The organism is Candidatus Paracaedimonas acanthamoebae (assembly GCA_017307065.1).
GTDB lineage: Bacteria > Pseudomonadota > Alphaproteobacteria > Caedimonadales > Caedimonadaceae > Paracaedimonas > Paracaedimonas acanthamoebae_A.
On the sequence record JAFKGL010000014.1, the window covers coordinates 20,779 to 38,286 of the forward strand.

Here is a 17,508-nt window from a genome sequence, read left to right on the forward strand (position 1 = left end):
TTATTCTTTTTGTTTAATCAATTAAAAAGAAGTCGATTGTAGAAACAACACGAATCTTTTTAAATAAAGAATTATGGCCTGAATCAAAGTCTTCGGTAGGGGAAGCATCCGCACTCATAATACGGAAAACACCCTGATTTGAACGGCGTATAGCTCCAATACCACTTCCCGAATCTACGGCAAATTGCTGAGCTAGTTCACGCGCATTTTTTGTAGCTTCAGCAAGCATCTCAGGCCTTAATTCGCGGAAGCGAGTATACTGATATCTGACCTCTGAGCGCGAAACAGCAACACCTTCTTTTACCAATTCTCCTAAATGTCGATTTGTTTCTTCGATTAAATCCACTTTTTGGGTAGCCACTTTTAAAGAAAGTTCGACAATATAACGATGAGGCGGGAGTTGACCACCCCAATCGCGCGCATGCGTATCATTGACTTGAGGTGAAGTATTTTTGATCTCTGATTCTTCGAGACCTACGGTTTGAAGAAATTCTTGGATTTTTGCTTTTTGTTCACTAATTTGTTTATAAAGGTCGCTTAAATTATCCCCACTTAATCTTATTGCAATTTCCCAATCAGCACGATCAGATTTAACCATGCGCTCAACAAGACCTTTAACTGTCACATATCTTTCGGCTAACTTGATGCTTTGCGCCCCTCTGAAAATAAAAAAACCTAAGAGTGACAATCCAACAGCAACAAACACCCCAAAAATTAATGCAGACAGAACAGAATTTTTTCTTCCCTCCATAACAAGCCCCTCTTCTTACTTAAAATTATTTTTCTAATGACTTTATCTCTCATTTACTTAAAAGTCTACGATTCAAATAAATAATCTTAAATCTGGCTTAAAGGTTTGATTTCTAGAAAATTTTGCATTAGAGTAACCTGCATTAAAAAATGAGGTTTTAAATGACTGAAATGAATGAAATAATTGAAGAAATTAAAGAAGATGTTCGCCTTGAACAATTAATTAAATTTTGGAAAAAATATGCAAATTTAATTATCATCTCCCTTCTTTCAATCATTTTAATCACAGCTGGTAGTGTTTTTTGGGAACATCTTAAGAACCAAAAGAATCTAAAGCATGCTTCTCTCTATGAAGCAGCTTTACAGGCTTCAGATGTTAACCTCCCTGAAAAAGCTAAAGAAATTCTTGAGTCTCTAAAAAATGAGCACGACGGATACAGCGTGATGGCGGCATTTAAAAAAGCACATTTATCAAATATCAGCCAAGAAGAACGATTTAAAATTTATCTAAACCTCTCTGAAGATAAGAAAGTTGAAGCTAAATTTAGAGAGCTTGCTGTTATCTTATGGGGATATGAAGGTTTTGAAAATCAAGATGTCCACTCTCTTACCAAGCTTCTTGAACCAATTGCCAACGGAACAAGCATATGGCGTCAGTCTGCAATAGAACTTTTAGGCCTTCTTGCAATTCGACAAAACAATTTGAAGAAAGCAGCAGAACTTTTCAAGTTCTTAATTGAAGATCGATATGCTTCACCCAGCATCAAAAGTCGTGCCATGGCTTATTTAGAACAAATTGGTGCTTTAAATTAATAATACTTAATAAGAGACAACTCATGAGACAATATTACGGATATATAGCCTTCACGGCCATCCTTTTAAGTGGATGTGACGGCTTTCTTGGAAAAAAAGAAAAAATCCCCCTAGAAGGAGTTCGTGAATCAGTTCTCTTATCTACTGAAAAATACACTGTAGATGATACATTAAAAGATCATAGTTTAAAACTTGACGCGCCTGAAATAAATCAGACTTGGCCTATGGCTGGAGGGAATGCACGCCATGTGATGCCTCCTCTCCTTTTAAATCCTGATTTCAACTTGATGTGGGAGAAAAATATAGGCCATGGCTCTTCTACCGAACATCGGTTGTTAAATAGCCCAATCGCCGTAGGAAATCATGTATACACTATCGATTCTATTGGTTTGGTGAGTGCTATTAATATCCAAAATGGAGAAAAAGAATGGGAAACATATTGTATCCCGGCTGATAGCTCCTCTCAACCTTTTGGAGGCGGCTTGGCTTATGATCAAGGAAAAATTTATGCAACAACAGCTCATGCAGAAATTCTTTCAATTGATGCGAAAACAGGAAACATTTTATGGCGCTTCCCTACCTCAGCTCCTGTAAGAGCAGCCCCAACAGTCTCTGAAGGAAAAATTTTTGTTATAACCATTAATAATCAACTTGAAGTTTTCAATGCGAAAGATGGCCAACTCCTATGGACTCATACAGGCATCGTTGAATCAGCTGGCCTTTTAGGCGGAGCCAGTCCTGCCGTTCATGCAGGTGTTATTGTCACCCCTTACTCTTCTGGCGAAGTATTTGCTCTTCGTATAGAAAATGGATACCCTTTATGGTCTGAAACCCTGCAAGCAAACAAACAACTTGATTCTGTATCAGCACTTTCCCATATTAAAGCACGCCCTATTATTGATAAGAATCTTGTTTTCCTTGTAAGTCATAGCGGTCGCATTAGTGCCTTAGATATGCGTAGTGGGCAATCTGTTTGGAATCGTGACCTGGGAGGCATTAGAACACCTGCTATTTCTGGCAGATATTTGTTCATGCTTACAAACGATAATCATTTAGTATGTTTAATGAAAGAGTCAGGACAAATCGTATGGTCTCAACAACTTGTACATTTTGTGGATCAAGAAAAACAACAAGGGAAAATTCTATGGGCAGGTCCTCTCATTGTTAATGATACCTTGTTGATAATTGGCTCAAATAAACAAGGCTTATTGCTTTCAACTCAGAATGGTCAAGAAATTAAAAAGTTTGAATTACCATATAAAGCGACCCTCTCTCCTATCGCAATTAATAAAACTTTACTCATCCTTCTCGACAATGGAACTTTAATTGCATACCAATAGACTGAATATGACAAAACATCTTAAAATCGCGATTGTTGGAAGACCTAATGTTGGTAAATCAACACTCTATAATCGACTCGCAGGCCGCAAACTCGCAATTGTTGAAGACACTCCAGGAGTGACACGGGATTGGCAAAAAACTCAAGGTCATCTTTGGGATTTAAACCTTGAGATTTATGACACTGCTGGCCTCGAAGGTTTTGAATCAGCTCTTATAAAAGACCAGATTATCTCACAAACTCTGAATGTTTTAGCAGAAGTTGACGTCATATTAATGATTATTGATAGCCGAGAACCTATTTTGGCTTCTGATCGAAAATTAGCTGAGATGTTAAGACGTCTAAAAACTCCCGTAATTTTAGTAGCCAATAAATCTGAAGGCCATAAAAAACAAGAAGGTTATTTAGAATCATTTACTTTAGGTTTCGGGGATCCTATTGCTTTTTCTGCGGCGCATGGTGAAGGAGTTGATGATCTTTACCAAGCCTTGGCGCCTCATGCGATAGACTTAGAAAGTCAAGAAGTTGAAAATAATCCCCAGGAACAATTGAAGCTTGCAATTGTTGGAAGGCCAAATGTTGGCAAATCAACTCTCATGAATGCACTCTTGGGTGAAGAACGATTACTAACAGGCGATCAACCAGGCATTACACGAGATGCTATAGCTATTGATTGGTCTTATAAAGGCCGCTCTATCCAGCTGATTGATACTGCTGGAATGAGGCGTAAATCACGTATCGATGAGCATCTTGAGCGCCTTTCAGTCCAAGATAGTTTAGAAGCTATTAAGTATGCTCAAGTTGTTGTCCTTGTGATGGATGCAAATGATCCTTTAAATAAACAAGATCTCACAATTGCTTCTCATGTCCTAGAAGAAGGCCGCGCCCTCATTATTGCCTTGAATAAGTGGGATGAAGCTGACCAACAAACATTACCTGAAATTAGGCGTTCTTTAAGCTCCCTTCTCTCTCAAGCAAGAGGGCTTCGCTTACAGCCTACTTCGGCATTAAAGAAAAAAAATCTCGATGAATTGATGGCTCATGTATTAGAAGTATATCAATTATGGAACACTCGTATTTCCACATCACAACTGAATCGATGGTTAGAAGGTGCTTTAGCACGTCATGCTCCACCTCTTTCAGGACAAACACCTATCCGCATAAAATATGCCACCCAAATTAAAACTCGCCCCCCAACATTTGTTTTATTTGCGAGTAAGCCCGTGGATCTTCCCGCTTCTTATATGCGTTATTTAGAAACGTCTTTGCGAGATTGCTTTAATTTACCCGGGGTACCTCTTAGATTATTCTTGAGAAAAGGTAAAAATCCTTACGATTCAAGAGGTAAATAATTAATCTACATGAAGAACTATTTTTTAAGTTCAATTTTCATTTTTGAATTCTTGCGCTTTAAAGATTTTTCCAGTTAATTGACATTTTTCACTTGCTAGATAGATAAAAACGTCCATGAATTCTTCTGGGCTTGGGATGGATAAAGGATCTATTCCAGGGCATGCTTCTGCGTGCATGGAAGTCCGAATTTTCCCAGGATCAACTAAATTCACTTTCAGTGACGAATTTAAATTTTCATGAGCATAAAGCATTATCATATTTTCAAGGGCTGCTTTACTGACCGAATAAGCCGACCAATAAGGTGAAATATCATGAGCCACTTCTGAAGTTACAAAAATTGCTCGTCCTCCAGAAGAGTTACGTAAAAGTGGATCAAAGAATTTAAGCAAATATAAATTTGCTGTTAGATTAATATCAATGACTTCTTGCCACGTAGAAGATGGAACCTGCTGAATAGGCCCAAGTATCCCTAATATAGCTGCGTTGCCAACTAATATATCCAGACGCCCATAGCGATCTCCTATAGCTCGAGCTAAATTCTCAAGACTTGCATAATCTTTAAGATCATAAGGTACAAGAGTTATATTCACTCCAGACGAGGCTAAACTATCATCTAAAGCTTCAAGTTGTGCTATATTACGAGATAACAGAATAAGGTTTACCCCTTCTTGAGCATAACGTTTTGCAATTTCAGCTCCTAAACCTCTAGTCGCCCCTGTAATAAGCGCTACTTTCCCTTTTAACTCAGCCACTTAAAACCCTCTTTCTTGATTAATTATTGGCTACCATAAACGAACATCTATTAAGTTTTAAAGTATAATATTTTCTTTATTAAGATTCATGAAAATGCTAATAGGTTTTAAATATTATCCTAAATGAAGTTTTTAATTAATTGCATAGAGATACAAACTTATGCGTGTAATCGCTGGTTCCTACAAAGGCTATAATCTTAAAGTCCCCAATACGTTAAAAACACGTCCAACCTCTGATCGTGCACGAGAAACAATTTTTAATATTTTGAATAATTATGTCAGCACATACACTGAGTTAGAGGTTTTAGATATTTTTGCAGGCTCTGGAGCTTTAGGATTAGAAGCTTTATCCCGTGGTGCATCCTCAGCAAATTTTATTGAAATTGATCGAGAGGCTATTCATATAATTTATGAAAATATCGCCCATCTGAAAGTAGATGATATTTGTAAGGTTTCACGCCTCGATGCTAGACGCCTTCCAATTGCCTATAAAAAATTTGACCTGATATTTATGGATGCTCCTTATAACAAAGAGCTTACAGAGAAAGCATTAAAAGAGCTTTTTGAAAAAGCATGGATAGCTCCAAATGCCTTATTCATCATCGAAACATCTATTAATGAACTTCCTTCTTTCCCTTCTTATCTAACTCTTCTAAATGAGCGCCATATCGGGCTTGCAAGAGTTTTTCTCTTAAAATTTTCATCGTTGCAATAAGCGCACAGTTTATTTGCCTAAAGAGCATTTTCAATTCTTCATCTTTCACCGTATTTTTGTCCATGAATAAATTAAAGGAAAAATACAATGAAATTAGGCTTTATTTACTTACCATTAGCAGCGTTATTATACAATAATTCTGCCCTTTGCAGTAATATTGAATTTGAATATCAAGAATTAAATCAAGCCATACAAAGATCTTTGCAAGAATTTAATGAGGAAAAACTAAACCAAGCAATAAAATTATCTCTTGAAGAAAATGATTATCAGCTTGCATTAAGTCTACACTCTCAAATAAATGAAAAAACTGATGAATATAAAAAAAATAATTCGAATTTAGAAGAAGAAATTAATGACAACGATCTTTTAATACTAACAAATATATTTCAAAAATTAAATAAAAAATACAATGATAGATTAGAATATCTTGAAGTTTTATATTTTGAAGATACTTTATTACTACCTAATTTAAAAAATTTATTTGTTTACGATGAAAATGAAGAAGATTTAGCCGCCCAATTAGGTTTAACTATTCAAGGACTTAAAACGCTGAAAAAATCCACAGATGAACGTTTGTTGAAAATGAAAGCACTAGCTGAAGAGCAAAGAATTTTAGAACCTAAAGACCAAAAGGATAAGATAATCCAAAAATTCAAAAAAGAAACAAATTGTTCCCAATCATTTGCAGCAAAAGCTTACAAAAAATTTATTGGGGAAGATTAAAATTTCTCACAATAATATTTTTTATATATTTTTTGTAAGAACACTTGCATCAATCTTAAGAAAACGTTAGGTTGTGGCGTGTGCCCGCTTGGTGGAATGGTAGACACAGCAGACTTAAAATCTGCCGCCTAACAAGGCATGCCAGTTCGAGTCTGGCAGCGGGCACCACTTCTACCAAGGGGTTTCATAGATTTTATATTTTTCTCCAAAATTAATTGCTAAAAATTGTCATCACCCTACATAGAACCATCTTTTTTAGATTTGACCCAATTTAATGGGCACAAATTTTCAAGGAACGTATAATACCAACCGCTAACAGGAAAAAATTTTTATGGCATTGTAGAGGTCATAGGTTCGTTCCCCCTTGGCTAAACCAATTTAATACTTTGTTTTCGCTTAATTTATTCTCTCTAATATTTATTCTTTTTAAAAATAAAAATGAGAAAATGGTTTACATATGGTTTATGAAAAAAAGGTTTTTCTCTTCTGAGGATAAAAGCCAATTAATTAATGCTTTTTGGATATCTACGTCCTTAAAATGAGTCAAGTCCAGAAAGATGGTTACTCGACTTTTAAGAATCTTTCAAACCAGTGTTTACAATTTGGTCAAAAGCTAAACCACTATGCCCTTCTCCTCGTTTAATACTTTTGCTAGCTCCCATCCAGATAAAAACTTTTCCATTATTCCAACGCGTACGTTGAAAAGTCTGACGGACCTGTATACCTGATCTTGGCACCTCTTCTTCATAAATATAGAAGGGTTTTTTCGTATCCAAGCCTTGTCGTAGCAATGATGTTCGTGGCTTAATTCGTTCATACTTAGGGTCAGAGTCATTTTTCAATAACCTTGGCATTGCAGCGCGGCGCAACTGGGTCTGTCGTGTATCACCCGGCACATGCTGTGGAACAAACGGAATCCAGTTTTCTGGTACCGTGGTCATCAACTCGTAACGCAAAGGAGCCTTCCATTCTATTTGTACCGGCACTGAACTATTTATTATTGAATTGTCGTGCAGTATTTGTAAATGCTGATGATATTCTTCGGCAGCAATATTGCCTGCACGTGTCCAGCCGCTTGGGGTCATAATCGTGTTTTCAATGCCCCAAACCATATTCGCTACCTCATCGCGAATTAAAGAAACCTCTTCCAATGGAGCGCTTTCTTGGATCTTTGGAACTGTTGGCAACATCAGCAAGGTTAAATCTGCTGGCTGATTAGTTTGACCTTTGATACTTAAAGAATACATGGCCCAGTGTTGCCAATCCTCATCAAAACCTTTTGCTGCAGGTTCGATCCAAAAGCGCTCACCAAAGGTATTGGTAACCGTCAAGCCTTTAATATTCAATACTGAACCACTCGGCACAGTATACGGCAAAATAAACCAGTCGTTAGCGTACACCAGACCGAACTCAATTAATAGTAACTTTGCCAGCTCTGTGGTCCCAGGCTTGATATCTCCGAAATTGGTCTGCCATCTTCAAACGCCCACCAACGAGTGTCAGGCATACCATTAAAGCGCACCGGTGTAGGAATAAAACTTTGCGTAGTGTATTTTTTTTCAACTGGTTTCGGTAGAATTTCCTGATCGCTTGTCCCCAAAGAGGATCGGCTTTTATCCCAATCAAAACTATACCAATCTAGACGTCTTTGATAGTATTCTTCCGCGCTTAAAACCTTTTCTCCTCCCTCTCCATTTGGTACCGCACAGTTGAATTGATACTCTAACCGTTCAGGTTGCCAGGCATCTGTTTGGTTTACTTCCGGTTGCAAGTAAAGTTTTTCGAACCAAGCCATGAATTTCGGCCCTTGATTGTCTATTTCTTTCTTTTCAGGGTCAGTCAGTGAGGTTATGCTATCAAAAGCCGAATGACTAAGATTCTTCTTGAGATGGAGATATATCTTAATACCATCTATAGCTCTCCCAGCTACTGCTTGGAATTGTTGCCAAGCCTCGGGATGTGCGCAGATTGCTGCATCTGCTTTATTGGTCGGATCTGGTTTTGTTATTTGATAAGGTTCATAAGCCTTAAATTTTTCTCTGGCGCTTGCTGGAAGCAACTTTAACCAGCACCTGCCCAGCTGTAACCGTATATCTAAAGAGATTGGCACTTCCGCACTGGTTAGTGGAATGGCACACCGCTCTACAGTGGCTTCCAAAGGTGGTCATGATCAAATTTCTGAACACTGCCTCCAACGGGCTGGTATTTGGTAATGCGTTGCCCCTCAACATGAATTTTTGCGGCAACTGGAGTTCCTGCATCATCACCGAGAAATTCTCCCATTTGCCACTGTTTGCAGAGCATCCACAAAGCGTCGCGAACCTCCGCACGCATGACCCGTTGGAAATTGTCTGTGCGTGGGCGGCTTTCCAGGCGGTTGTAGCGAGTCAGGGTTGGAAACAGAGAGTTTGTATTGATCACGTCATCAATATTATTAATAGTAAGTTTATTTTTCATAGGTTATCTACCTTATTGATAAAGTCATTAACGATAGCCAGATCAGTAGCAATGGTGATCGGGCGCCAGGTTGTAGCCAGAATTGTTGCCGGCAGAAATACTGATAGATCTGTTTTATCCAGTTGTTGGGGTTCCACACCTCGGATCCGTGCTCTATCCAATGTGCTATGCAAAGTATCCACTAAATCTTGCCACTGCCAAGCGCCGCTAATTTTGGGTGGTGTCGCTAAGAGTATGGTTTGCGGCGGTTCAGAGTTGGGTTTATCGAAGTGAAATGTGATCCCAGTGGTTTCAGTTTTTGCGGGGATAACTTCGGTCCATTCATCTAAGAGCAAGCCACTTTGATTTTTCATTTGATTGAAATCACCGGCATAAAGTGAAGTATATAATAAATTTTCACGCTTCATTTTCTCAAGCGCGGCTTCCGGAAACTCCAATGCTAGCCAGGGAACTCCAGTTTCGAACGGCAGCTGGATAGGCTGCAAGTCAGGTAATTTAGTCTGTAATGCTTCGGTCAGAAATAATAAATTTTCTAAATGATGCATTTTCTCGCGGACTCGCGCGACACCATACAGCCAGTCATCAATTGGAAAAGAATTCCCGACTATGGTTTTTTGATGATCTAGCAAACTCTCCTTGCTAGTGTATGCTTTTGCCAATTCATTGCCTTGTTTTTCCGATAATAGGAAGGAAGGAACCAACAAGAATTCCTCTCCAAAAACTGCCTTAGCTGCATCGGTCAACAAAAGCAGCTGCTTGTCTCTATCAGCTTGTAAATCATACTCGTCTAACTTGCTTTTTATACCATCAAAGAGCTTACTTAGATTATTTGCAAGCTGTTGAGCACGCGTATAAATGTCTTGAGCTAAAATCGTGACTGCCTTATGGATATCTGTCAACAAAACCGGTTGTGAATCAAAATCAGTATAAGGCAGAGGTCCTATCAATAGCGTATTGAAATCATTCAACACCTGATAGAGTTTTGTTTTGGTTGTTTTTGAAAAACCTTCAAATAATGACCTTTTAGTATCAAACTGTGCTTTCTTAGCTTCTACTTCAGCCTGAATCTGAGCGATGGTTTTATCGGCAAGATCAAGAGAGGAAGTTGAGATTAGCTGCTCGGCTTTTAACAATACGGATATGCGCTCTCTATCCTCGAGTGGCAAGTGTGTGATAAGGGCATTGTATTCATCTAATCTACCTTGCCAGCGCTTTTTTATCTCCTCAGACAGTTGTCGCAAATTTTTGTATATCCCACCTTTGGTTTCCAAAAATATACCAAAGCCAGTTTGCTGCAAGCCATATAAGGACAATGTTTTGCAGATATCTATCATGGTTTCTATATAATTATCAATATTCGCCAAAATGGTTTCGGTAATCGGACCTTCGGCTGGAAACACATTTGTTAATTGGGTCAAAAGAGGTTGTAACTTTGCGTTATTAATGGCTTTCAAATCAGTTTCCAGAAACGCTACCCGACTTTTTTCAAGCTGCATGACTCCTGAAGCTTCAATGCTGGCCTCAGTTGGCAGCATCATATCCGTAGGACGTAATGGCCTGGAACGCAGTAACAAAGCTCTTAAGCTACGAATCAAAGGGGCAATTTCAAAGAAGCTGAATTGGTTGGTATCGGCTATAGTGTAGCTAATTTTCAAAACCGTATCAGGTTGAGGCGCCAATTCGGGATTTTGCATAACATACAATCTGACCCGATCTTCCAGTTCGGAGCGCGCCTCCAGATTATCAGGGTTAAAGATATACAGCATATCCAGTGGCGCTAAGCCAAGGTCAGCTTGAGTGACAAAAACATTTTCTAACTCATTATTAGCCTTGAGATAAGTGACTTGACAAGCAATTTTCTCTGGAGATGGCAATTGCCCGCTTAGCCATTGGTTTACCACAGGCTCAGCTTTTACTCGAGGAGTATCACTATTATGTACAGTAACATCTGTATTAAAATGTACAGCCACTCGGTGAGTCAAACCAAAGCCGCTACCTGCTTCTTGCTCTTGCATAATGGAATCAATCGTCCCTCGCCACATATCATAGACTTGCCTTACAACAGCATAGGTATGGGCTGAATCAAACTCTAGCGTTCCTTCTTCTAGATGCGTAAAATCCCCATCAGAATTAGGAGAAACCCTATTCCTGATAATTCTCATTTCAAGGTCTTTAGGCCCCACTCCTATTTTTCGATTAAGATAAATTTGTTTAATAAGGGGCTGCTTCGTCGTAGGTTTCATTGTCGTCGTATCATAAACACTAGGATCTTGTTTGTAGACATAAAACAAACTCCCGTTTCCCAATTCAAGAAATTCATCACTCCATAGCTTATGGTCTGAGGCTTCTAGCTTAGAAGGACTTGAATAAGTTGCAGTTGATGGAAACATGTTAGTCTTTAATAAACGCCTCATGAAAGTCTCCTTCTTACCTAGTTTTCTAGAATAAAGAACTAATTACAGGACTGTTTTCATCCAAGCTACTTTCTATAAGAACGCAAAATAAGATTGTTTTGAATGGAGAATTTTTTGATTAAATTCAACTTTACATTTTACAAATTTTTCTATGGAACTATTAATAAAATGATATCGTGGGAAAAAGAGGTCAATTCAAAATTTCCAAAACACGCAAAGACCTTCTGTAAAAAAAATTAAGCTAATAATTCTCAAAATAATGAACTCAAAATTTTATATCTATAATTGTGTGATTCATAGATATAGTTTTGAAAAATTTGTAGCTTAGTGTATCATTATCTTTCATAACTTTTAACAATTTGCTTACTATTCTCTTCTTTAAAGAGAGAGATCTAACTTTCTCAGTTAATTCTTTATCTTGATATCTTATACTCTTAAAGAGAGGGTTCTGAATTTTTCAAAATTTATATATTAAATAATCAGTGTAAAGTCACTTAATCTAACCAGAAATTATTTTACAAACACCCAATTTTTTTCTTCATCATCTAATCGATCCTCTGCGATAGCTCTTCGAATAGCACTTAGAAGACGATTCATAAAAGAAATATTATGTATCGTGATTGCTTGAAGCGCTAATATCTCTTGAGCTCTTAATAAATGATGAAGATATGATCGAGAAAATATTTTGCATGTGGAACAAGGGCAAGCTTCATCAATAGGGCGTGAATCTTCTCTAAAGCGAGCATTACGCAGATTAATATGCTCCCCCCCTTTCCCTTCATTTTTAAGCCAAAATGAGGGCTGAACCAAAGCTCCGCCATGGCGGGCAAGCCGGGTTGGGTGAACGCAATCAAACGTATCTATTCCTTGACGGACCCCATTAAAGATATCACTTACGCCACCAATACCTAAAAGATGAACTGGGCGAGCAGGATCAAGAAGGCTCATCGTTAATGCAACAATATCGTGCATTTGATCTTTTGAGGCCCCGAGTGATCCCCCGACAGCATGCCCAAAGAAGGGATGATCGTTCACAAATTGCGTACTTTCTCTGCGTAAATCATTATATACGCCGCCTTGAATAATGCCATAAAGAGCTTGCTGCTGATTATCCGTTCTCTGAAATTCTGCAAGACTTCTTAAAGCCCATCGATGAGATAAATGCATTGAGCGTTGTGTATAGATTTTATCAACATGAAAAGGTGTGCACTCATCTAATACTACAATAAGATCAGCCCCTAGTTGACGCTGTACTTGGATAGATCTCTCAGGTGTTAAAAGATGCATACGACCATCGATGTAGGATTTGAACTGAGCACCCTCTTCTGTAATTTTCAAAAGAGTCTTAGGACGATTCGTTAATCTCTTGCCTTTTATTTCACTTGCGACTGAGCCATGCCCCAAACTAAAAATCTGGAATCCTCCAGAGTCTGTAAGCATTGGCTTATTCCATCCCATAAACCGATGTAATCCCCCTTGACGTTCTATGATCTCTCCGCCTGGTTGCAACATAAGGTGATAGGTATTAGATAGGATAATTTGAGTTTCTGCTTCATCTATTTGCTGAGGAGTTGCTCCTTTAATTGCAGCTTTTGTTGCACAGAAAATAAAAGCTGGGGTCTCAACAGCCCCATGAGGCGTCCTCAGGCGCCCCAAGCGTGCTTTATTGTTTTTTGACGTTTTCTGAATTTCAAACTGAAAATTTGGATAATGAAACATCTATAAGATTTTTCCGAAAAGGGTTAATAAACCTTACTAAATACATAATAAGCGTATTTGCAAGACTAACAAGTAGACGTATCGTATAAGTCCCTAATATATAGGTATAGATAAGCGTTTTCCATTCAACGGGATGAGAAGCCAAAATCACCCATGCTAATGTACTAAAAATTATATTATCGATACTCGAAGAAACAATAAAAGCCAAACTTGATCTTAACCATAAAGCCTTTCCTTTTGTTAAATTCTTAATATATTGAAAAATATAAATATCAGTATACTGGCTAATTAAGTATGCGCTTAAGCTTGCTATCAAAATTGTTGGAATTGGTAAGAACAAGACGGACATTGCTTCATGGGCTTTATTAAAGGCTATATAATCCTCATTAATTGTTGCAATTGGCTTAACTCCCAAAGTTAATAACATCAATATACTTAATAAGAGAGACATTAAAAAACTTAACCAAACAGATTTTTGAGCAATCTGCTTCCCATAATATTCAGTTAAGATATCTGAAGTTAAAAAACTTGAGGAAAATACAACCGTTCCTAAAGCTATGGGATAATTTAAGAAGGAGAATTCCCCGGCTTTAAGAACTTGAAGATTTCCTGCAATAATTGCGAGAGAATTATAAATAAAGAGCCCTAAAGCCCCGTAATAACGGAAAATCCCGAGGATTGCTAAGCTACATATTAAAAATGTTAAGCAGCCCATTGCTTCAGAAGGTAAACTTTGGAAAAAGTCTACCATTCTGGTTAAAGATATTAAAGTCATAGATTAGTGCAGGCCTATCCCTGCTCTTTCATTATTTAAGCTTTTTGTACTTGAATACGCTCTATACGACGCTTTAATGAGAGAGCTTCTTTTGATAATTTTGAATCATTTGTGCTTTTTAAGAAAGCATCAATGCCGCCATTAGTTTCTATGGTCCGAATTGCACGCGTTGAAATACGCATCCTTACACGCCCAATAATATCACTGATAAAGGATACATTTTGCATATTTGGTAGAAAACGACGACGTGTCTTGTTATTTGCATGGCTTACATTGTTACCTGCCAAAACTTGTTTACCTGTTATAATGCAACGACGTGCCATACTCTAATCTCCATTTCAAAATTCATAAACTTTAAATTTCTAATACGTCATTAAGGACACTGTCGTCAAGGGTTTTTGCCATTTATCTACTCAACTGTAACTGATTTTGCTAAATTTCTGGGTTGATCAACGTCAGTTCCCTTCAAAACAGCCGTATAATAAGCCAAAAGCTGTGTTGGAATAGCATAAATCATGGGCGCAATAAAGGAGCTCGTTGTCGGCAGAACAATTCTCTTTATTGCTTGTGACGTAAATAAACTATGTCCTTTTTCATCACTTAATAAGATAATCGGCCCTTTTCTCGAGAGAATTTCTTGTATATTAGAAACCGTCTTCTCAAAAAGTGGATCAAAAGGGGCAATTGCAACAGTTGGCACCCCTTCTTCAACAAGAGCAATGGGGCCATGTTTAAGCTCTCCAGCCGCAAAACCTTCTGCATGGATATAAGAAATTTCTTTGAGCTTAAGGGCTCCCTCTAGAGCCAAAGGATAACTCGTTCCCCTTCCAATATAAAGGACATTATCCGATTCTAATAAAGAGCGAGCAATATCTGCCACATCATCTTTTAGAGCGAGTGCCTGCTCTATGAGGAGAGGTAATTGAGATAAATCTCGACAATACTGGGAAAACTCTTCTTTTGAGATTGTTTTCTTCGCTTGAGCAAAGGCAAGCGCTAAAACAGCAAGAACACACAACTGAGTTGTGAATGCCTTTGTTGATGCCACACCAATTTCAGGACCTGCTTGCGTTAAAAATGTCACATCAACAGCTCTGGCTAGAGAACTATTTGCAACATTGATAATCCCTAATGAAGGTTGTCCTTGGGAACGAACATAAGCTTGAGCTGCAAGAGTATCTGCAGTTTCACCAGATTGAGAGATAAAAAGCGAAACACCATCTTTGGGCATCGGAGGCTGACGATAACGAAATTCAGAAGCAATATCCAATTCAACAGGAATACGAGCAATGGTTTCAAACCAGTATTTTGCAACCATTCCAGCATAAAATGCGGTACCACATGCAACAATAGTAAGGCGAGACACATTTTCTAAAGCAAAAGGTAAAGGACGAAAATGTAATCCTGTATGAGAGATATTCAAATACTCTGAAAGAGTACGTCGAATAACGTCTGGCTGCTCATGAATCTCTTTTAACATAAAGTGATCAAACCCAGATTTATCAATAGAGGAATTAGCTAATTTACTTTGTTGGATGCTTCTTTTAACAGATTCACCTTTAAAATTATAAATGTTGGCAGTTGAAGCTTCTAAAACAGCAATATCACCATCTTCTAAAAAAGTCACTTGTTGGGTTAAATGTGAAAGGGCAACAGCATCAGAACCAACATACATTTCTCCCTTCCCATACCCAATTGCTAAAGGAGGGCCAAAACGTGCAGCAATTAATAAATCCGGATGATCTCGAAACAAAAGAGCAATTGCAAAAGCACCTCGTACAACACTAAGAGTCTCTTTTACTGCATTAAATGGACTTAAACCTTGGTTTAAGTATTCTTCAACGAGATGAAGAATCACCTCAGTATCTGTATCACTACTGAAATGAATTCCTTTTTCAAGAAGCTGTTCTTTTAGGAGGTGATAATTTTCGATAATACCGTTATGAACGATAGCCACTTTCTCGGTTAGATGAGGGTGAGCATTTTGATCATTTGGCACACCGTGTGTCGCCCACCTTGTATGCGCAATGCCACACTTTCCGATTATAGGATCTTCTTTCAGATTGGCCTCTAGATTAACTAATTTCCCCGCACGACGACGCCTTTGTAGCTCGCCATCTGCAATTACAGCAACTCCTGAAGAATCATACCCCCGATATTCAAGCCGACGTAGCCCTTCTACCAAGTCAGAAACAACATTTTTCTCTGTTGAACTAATAACACCAACAATTCCGCACATTTATGTCACATCCTTTTTATGTGTTTGAGTTGATTTTCTCTTTTGTAGAGCAAGAGCTCCTTTTTCAATTTCTTTTACCTGAGCACGAGCAACCGCGAGACTCTCAGAGGCAACATCTTTTGTAATCGTGCTCCCAGCTCCAATATAAGCATGATCACCAATTTTTAAAGGGGCCACTAAAGAAGAATTAGCACCAATTGAAACATAATTACCTATATGCGTTTTCCATTTACTAAAACCATCATAATTACAAGTAATTGTCCCTGCCCCAATATTTGTTTTTTCACCAATGATAGCATCACCAATATAAGTAAGATGATTAGCTTTTGCTTTTATGCCCAATGTTGAATTTTTTACTTCAACAAAATTTCCAATTTTAACGCCTTCTTCAAGGATTGTTGTCGGTCGAAGACGAGCAAAAGGACCAATAGTCACCCCTTTTTTAATATGAGATCCCTCAATATCTGTAAACGAACGAATCGTCACATTTTCCTCAATAATAGTTTTAGGTCCCACATTGACATACGGATGGATTGTTACATCCGAAGAAATTTGGGTATCATAACTCAGGAAAACTGTTTCAGGAGCAATCATTGTAACCCCTTTTTCCAACGCACCCGCTCTCCAACGATTTTGGATCTTAGCCTCAATTTCCGCAAGATCTTTGCGTGTATTAATTCCTTCAAACTCACTCGGATCTTGAGCTATAACTACTTCAACTTTTAGGGCTTCACTTCGCGCTATAGCAACAATATCTGTAAGATATCGCTCTTGATTTGATATTTGAGGTGTAATTTTTTCAAGGAGTTGAACGGCGTAATTTCCATCAAGAGCCATGACTCCAGCATTACAAAGTTTTATTTTCTTTATCTCTTCGTTAGCTTCTCTATGTTCAATAATCGCTTCGACTTGATTATTATGAGAAGTTACAATACGCCCATACATTTTGGGATCATCCAGCTGCATCCCTAAAATAACAGCAGCAGGTCGAGATGGATTCTTAAAACGATCTAGAACTTCTAAGAGAGTTTCGTGACGTACAAGAGGCGTATCGCCAAATAAGATAAGGATAATGCCTTTAAAATTCTTAATAAAAGAACGTGCCGATAAAACAGCATGGGCGGTCCCTAATTGTTGTTCTTGTATCACGGGAATAAGTTCAGGAACCATTTCTTGGGCAGAATGAACAACAGATTCTTGAGAGTCACTCACAACCAAGGCGACTTTTTCAGGTTGAAGTGCTGAAGCGGTCTCTAAAATATAATGGATCATAGGCCGACCTCCAATGGGATGGAGGACTTTTGGTAAAGAAGAACGCATCCTTGTTCCTTTACCGGCCGCTAAAATAAGTGTCAAAAGAGAACAATCTGACATTTTAAATATTTTTTTCCATTCTTAAAAACCGCACAACTACTACGGTGATTACATAAATTCACAGAAACACAAAATATTATAATAT

Annotated in this window: 16 protein-coding genes and 1 tRNA gene; 6 read left to right on the forward strand and 11 right to left on the reverse strand. The window is 38.0% G+C overall.

Annotated features, from left to right (window positions below; all coding sequences use genetic code 11):
* Positions 1-13 precede the first annotated feature (13 nt).
* The gene (locus J0H12_03070; GenBank protein ID MBN9412894.1) at positions 14-751 is read right to left on the reverse strand and encodes an SIMPL domain-containing protein; all 738 of its coding nucleotides are present in this window, start codon (positions 749-751) and stop codon (positions 14-16) included.
* 161 nt (positions 752-912) lie between these two features.
* Between J0H12_03070 and J0H12_03075 the strand changes: the two genes are divergently transcribed.
* From J0H12_03075 to der, 3 genes are read left to right on the forward strand one after another with little or no spacing between them, the layout of a single operon-like run.
* Positions 913-1,563: a tetratricopeptide repeat protein gene (locus J0H12_03075; protein ID MBN9412895.1), complete on the forward strand. Its 651-nt coding sequence runs from the start codon at positions 913-915 to the stop codon at positions 1,561-1,563.
* Between the two features lie 23 nt (positions 1,564-1,586).
* On the forward strand, positions 1,587-2,903 hold the full coding sequence (locus J0H12_03080; protein MBN9412896.1) for a PQQ-like beta-propeller repeat protein: 1,317 nt from the start codon (positions 1,587-1,589) through the stop codon (positions 2,901-2,903).
* A gap of 7 nt (positions 2,904-2,910) precedes the next feature.
* Positions 2,911-4,254: a ribosome biogenesis GTPase Der gene (gene der, locus J0H12_03085; GenBank protein MBN9412897.1), complete on the forward strand. Its 1,344-nt coding sequence runs from the start codon at positions 2,911-2,913 to the stop codon at positions 4,252-4,254.
* A gap of 30 nt (positions 4,255-4,284) precedes the next feature.
* Here the strand turns inward: der and J0H12_03090 are convergent, their stop codons facing one another.
* Positions 4,285-5,007, reverse strand: a complete 723-nt coding sequence (locus tag J0H12_03090; protein MBN9412898.1) for an SDR family NAD(P)-dependent oxidoreductase — start codon at positions 5,005-5,007, stop codon at positions 4,285-4,287.
* 160 nt (positions 5,008-5,167) lie between these two features.
* Between J0H12_03090 and rsmD the strand changes: the two genes are divergently transcribed.
* The 3 genes from rsmD to J0H12_03105 all read left to right on the forward strand — a co-directional run bounded on the left by rsmD (position 5,168) and on the right by J0H12_03105 (position 6,613).
* Complete coding sequence (gene rsmD, locus J0H12_03095) at positions 5,168-5,722, forward strand: 16S rRNA (guanine(966)-N(2))-methyltransferase RsmD (protein MBN9412899.1); 555 nt, start codon at positions 5,168-5,170, stop codon at positions 5,720-5,722.
* 87 nt (positions 5,723-5,809) lie between these two features.
* On the forward strand, positions 5,810-6,445 hold the full coding sequence (locus J0H12_03100) for a hypothetical protein (protein MBN9412900.1): 636 nt from the start codon (positions 5,810-5,812) through the stop codon (positions 6,443-6,445).
* Between the two features lie 82 nt (positions 6,446-6,527).
* Positions 6,528-6,613: transfer RNA gene (locus tag J0H12_03105), tRNA-Leu, on the forward strand.
* Between the two features lie 404 nt (positions 6,614-7,017).
* Here J0H12_03105 and J0H12_03110 read toward each other — a convergent pair.
* The 9 genes from J0H12_03110 to glmU form a co-directional block, all read right to left on the reverse strand.
* Entirely contained in the window at positions 7,018-7,845 is an 828-nt protein-coding gene (locus J0H12_03110; GenBank protein MBN9412901.1) for a hypothetical protein, read from the reverse strand.
* 14 nt (positions 7,846-7,859) lie between these two features.
* Positions 7,860-8,504 carry a hypothetical protein gene (locus J0H12_03115; protein MBN9412902.1) on the reverse strand — a complete coding sequence of 215 codons (645 nt, stop codon included), beginning with the start codon at positions 8,502-8,504 and terminating at the stop codon, positions 7,860-7,862.
* An 83-nt stretch (positions 8,505-8,587) separates the two neighbouring features.
* Positions 8,588-8,902: a hypothetical protein gene (locus tag J0H12_03120; GenBank protein MBN9412903.1), complete on the reverse strand. Its 315-nt coding sequence runs from the start codon at positions 8,900-8,902 to the stop codon at positions 8,588-8,590.
* Positions 8,899-11,316, reverse strand: coding sequence for a hypothetical protein (locus tag J0H12_03125; protein MBN9412904.1), 2,418 nt, complete (start codon positions 11,314-11,316; stop codon positions 8,899-8,901). The genes J0H12_03120 and J0H12_03125 overlap by 4 nt, the downstream gene beginning before the upstream one ends.
* 510 nt (positions 11,317-11,826) lie before the next feature.
* Positions 11,827-13,035: a tRNA guanosine(34) transglycosylase Tgt gene (gene tgt / locus J0H12_03130; protein ID MBN9412905.1), complete on the reverse strand. Its 1,209-nt coding sequence runs from the start codon at positions 13,033-13,035 to the stop codon at positions 11,827-11,829.
* On the reverse strand, positions 13,007-13,810 hold the full coding sequence (locus tag J0H12_03135; protein ID MBN9412906.1) for a queuosine precursor transporter: 804 nt from the start codon (positions 13,808-13,810) through the stop codon (positions 13,007-13,009). Before J0H12_03135 ends, tgt begins: the two co-directional genes overlap by 29 nt.
* A 35-nt stretch (positions 13,811-13,845) precedes the next feature.
* Positions 13,846-14,133 carry a 50S ribosomal protein L28 gene (rpmB, locus tag J0H12_03140; GenBank protein MBN9412907.1) on the reverse strand — a complete coding sequence of 96 codons (288 nt, stop codon included), beginning with the start codon at positions 14,131-14,133 and terminating at the stop codon, positions 13,846-13,848.
* A gap of 86 nt (positions 14,134-14,219) precedes the next feature.
* Positions 14,220-16,049 (reverse strand): glutamine--fructose-6-phosphate transaminase (isomerizing), encoded by a 1,830-nt coding sequence (glmS, locus tag J0H12_03145; GenBank protein ID MBN9412908.1) that lies wholly within the window; start codon positions 16,047-16,049, stop codon positions 14,220-14,222.
* Positions 16,050-17,423, reverse strand: coding sequence for a bifunctional UDP-N-acetylglucosamine diphosphorylase/glucosamine-1-phosphate N-acetyltransferase GlmU (glmU, locus tag J0H12_03150; GenBank protein ID MBN9412909.1), 1,374 nt, complete (start codon positions 17,421-17,423; stop codon positions 16,050-16,052). It lies immediately after the preceding gene.
* Positions 17,424-17,508 lie beyond the last annotated feature (85 nt).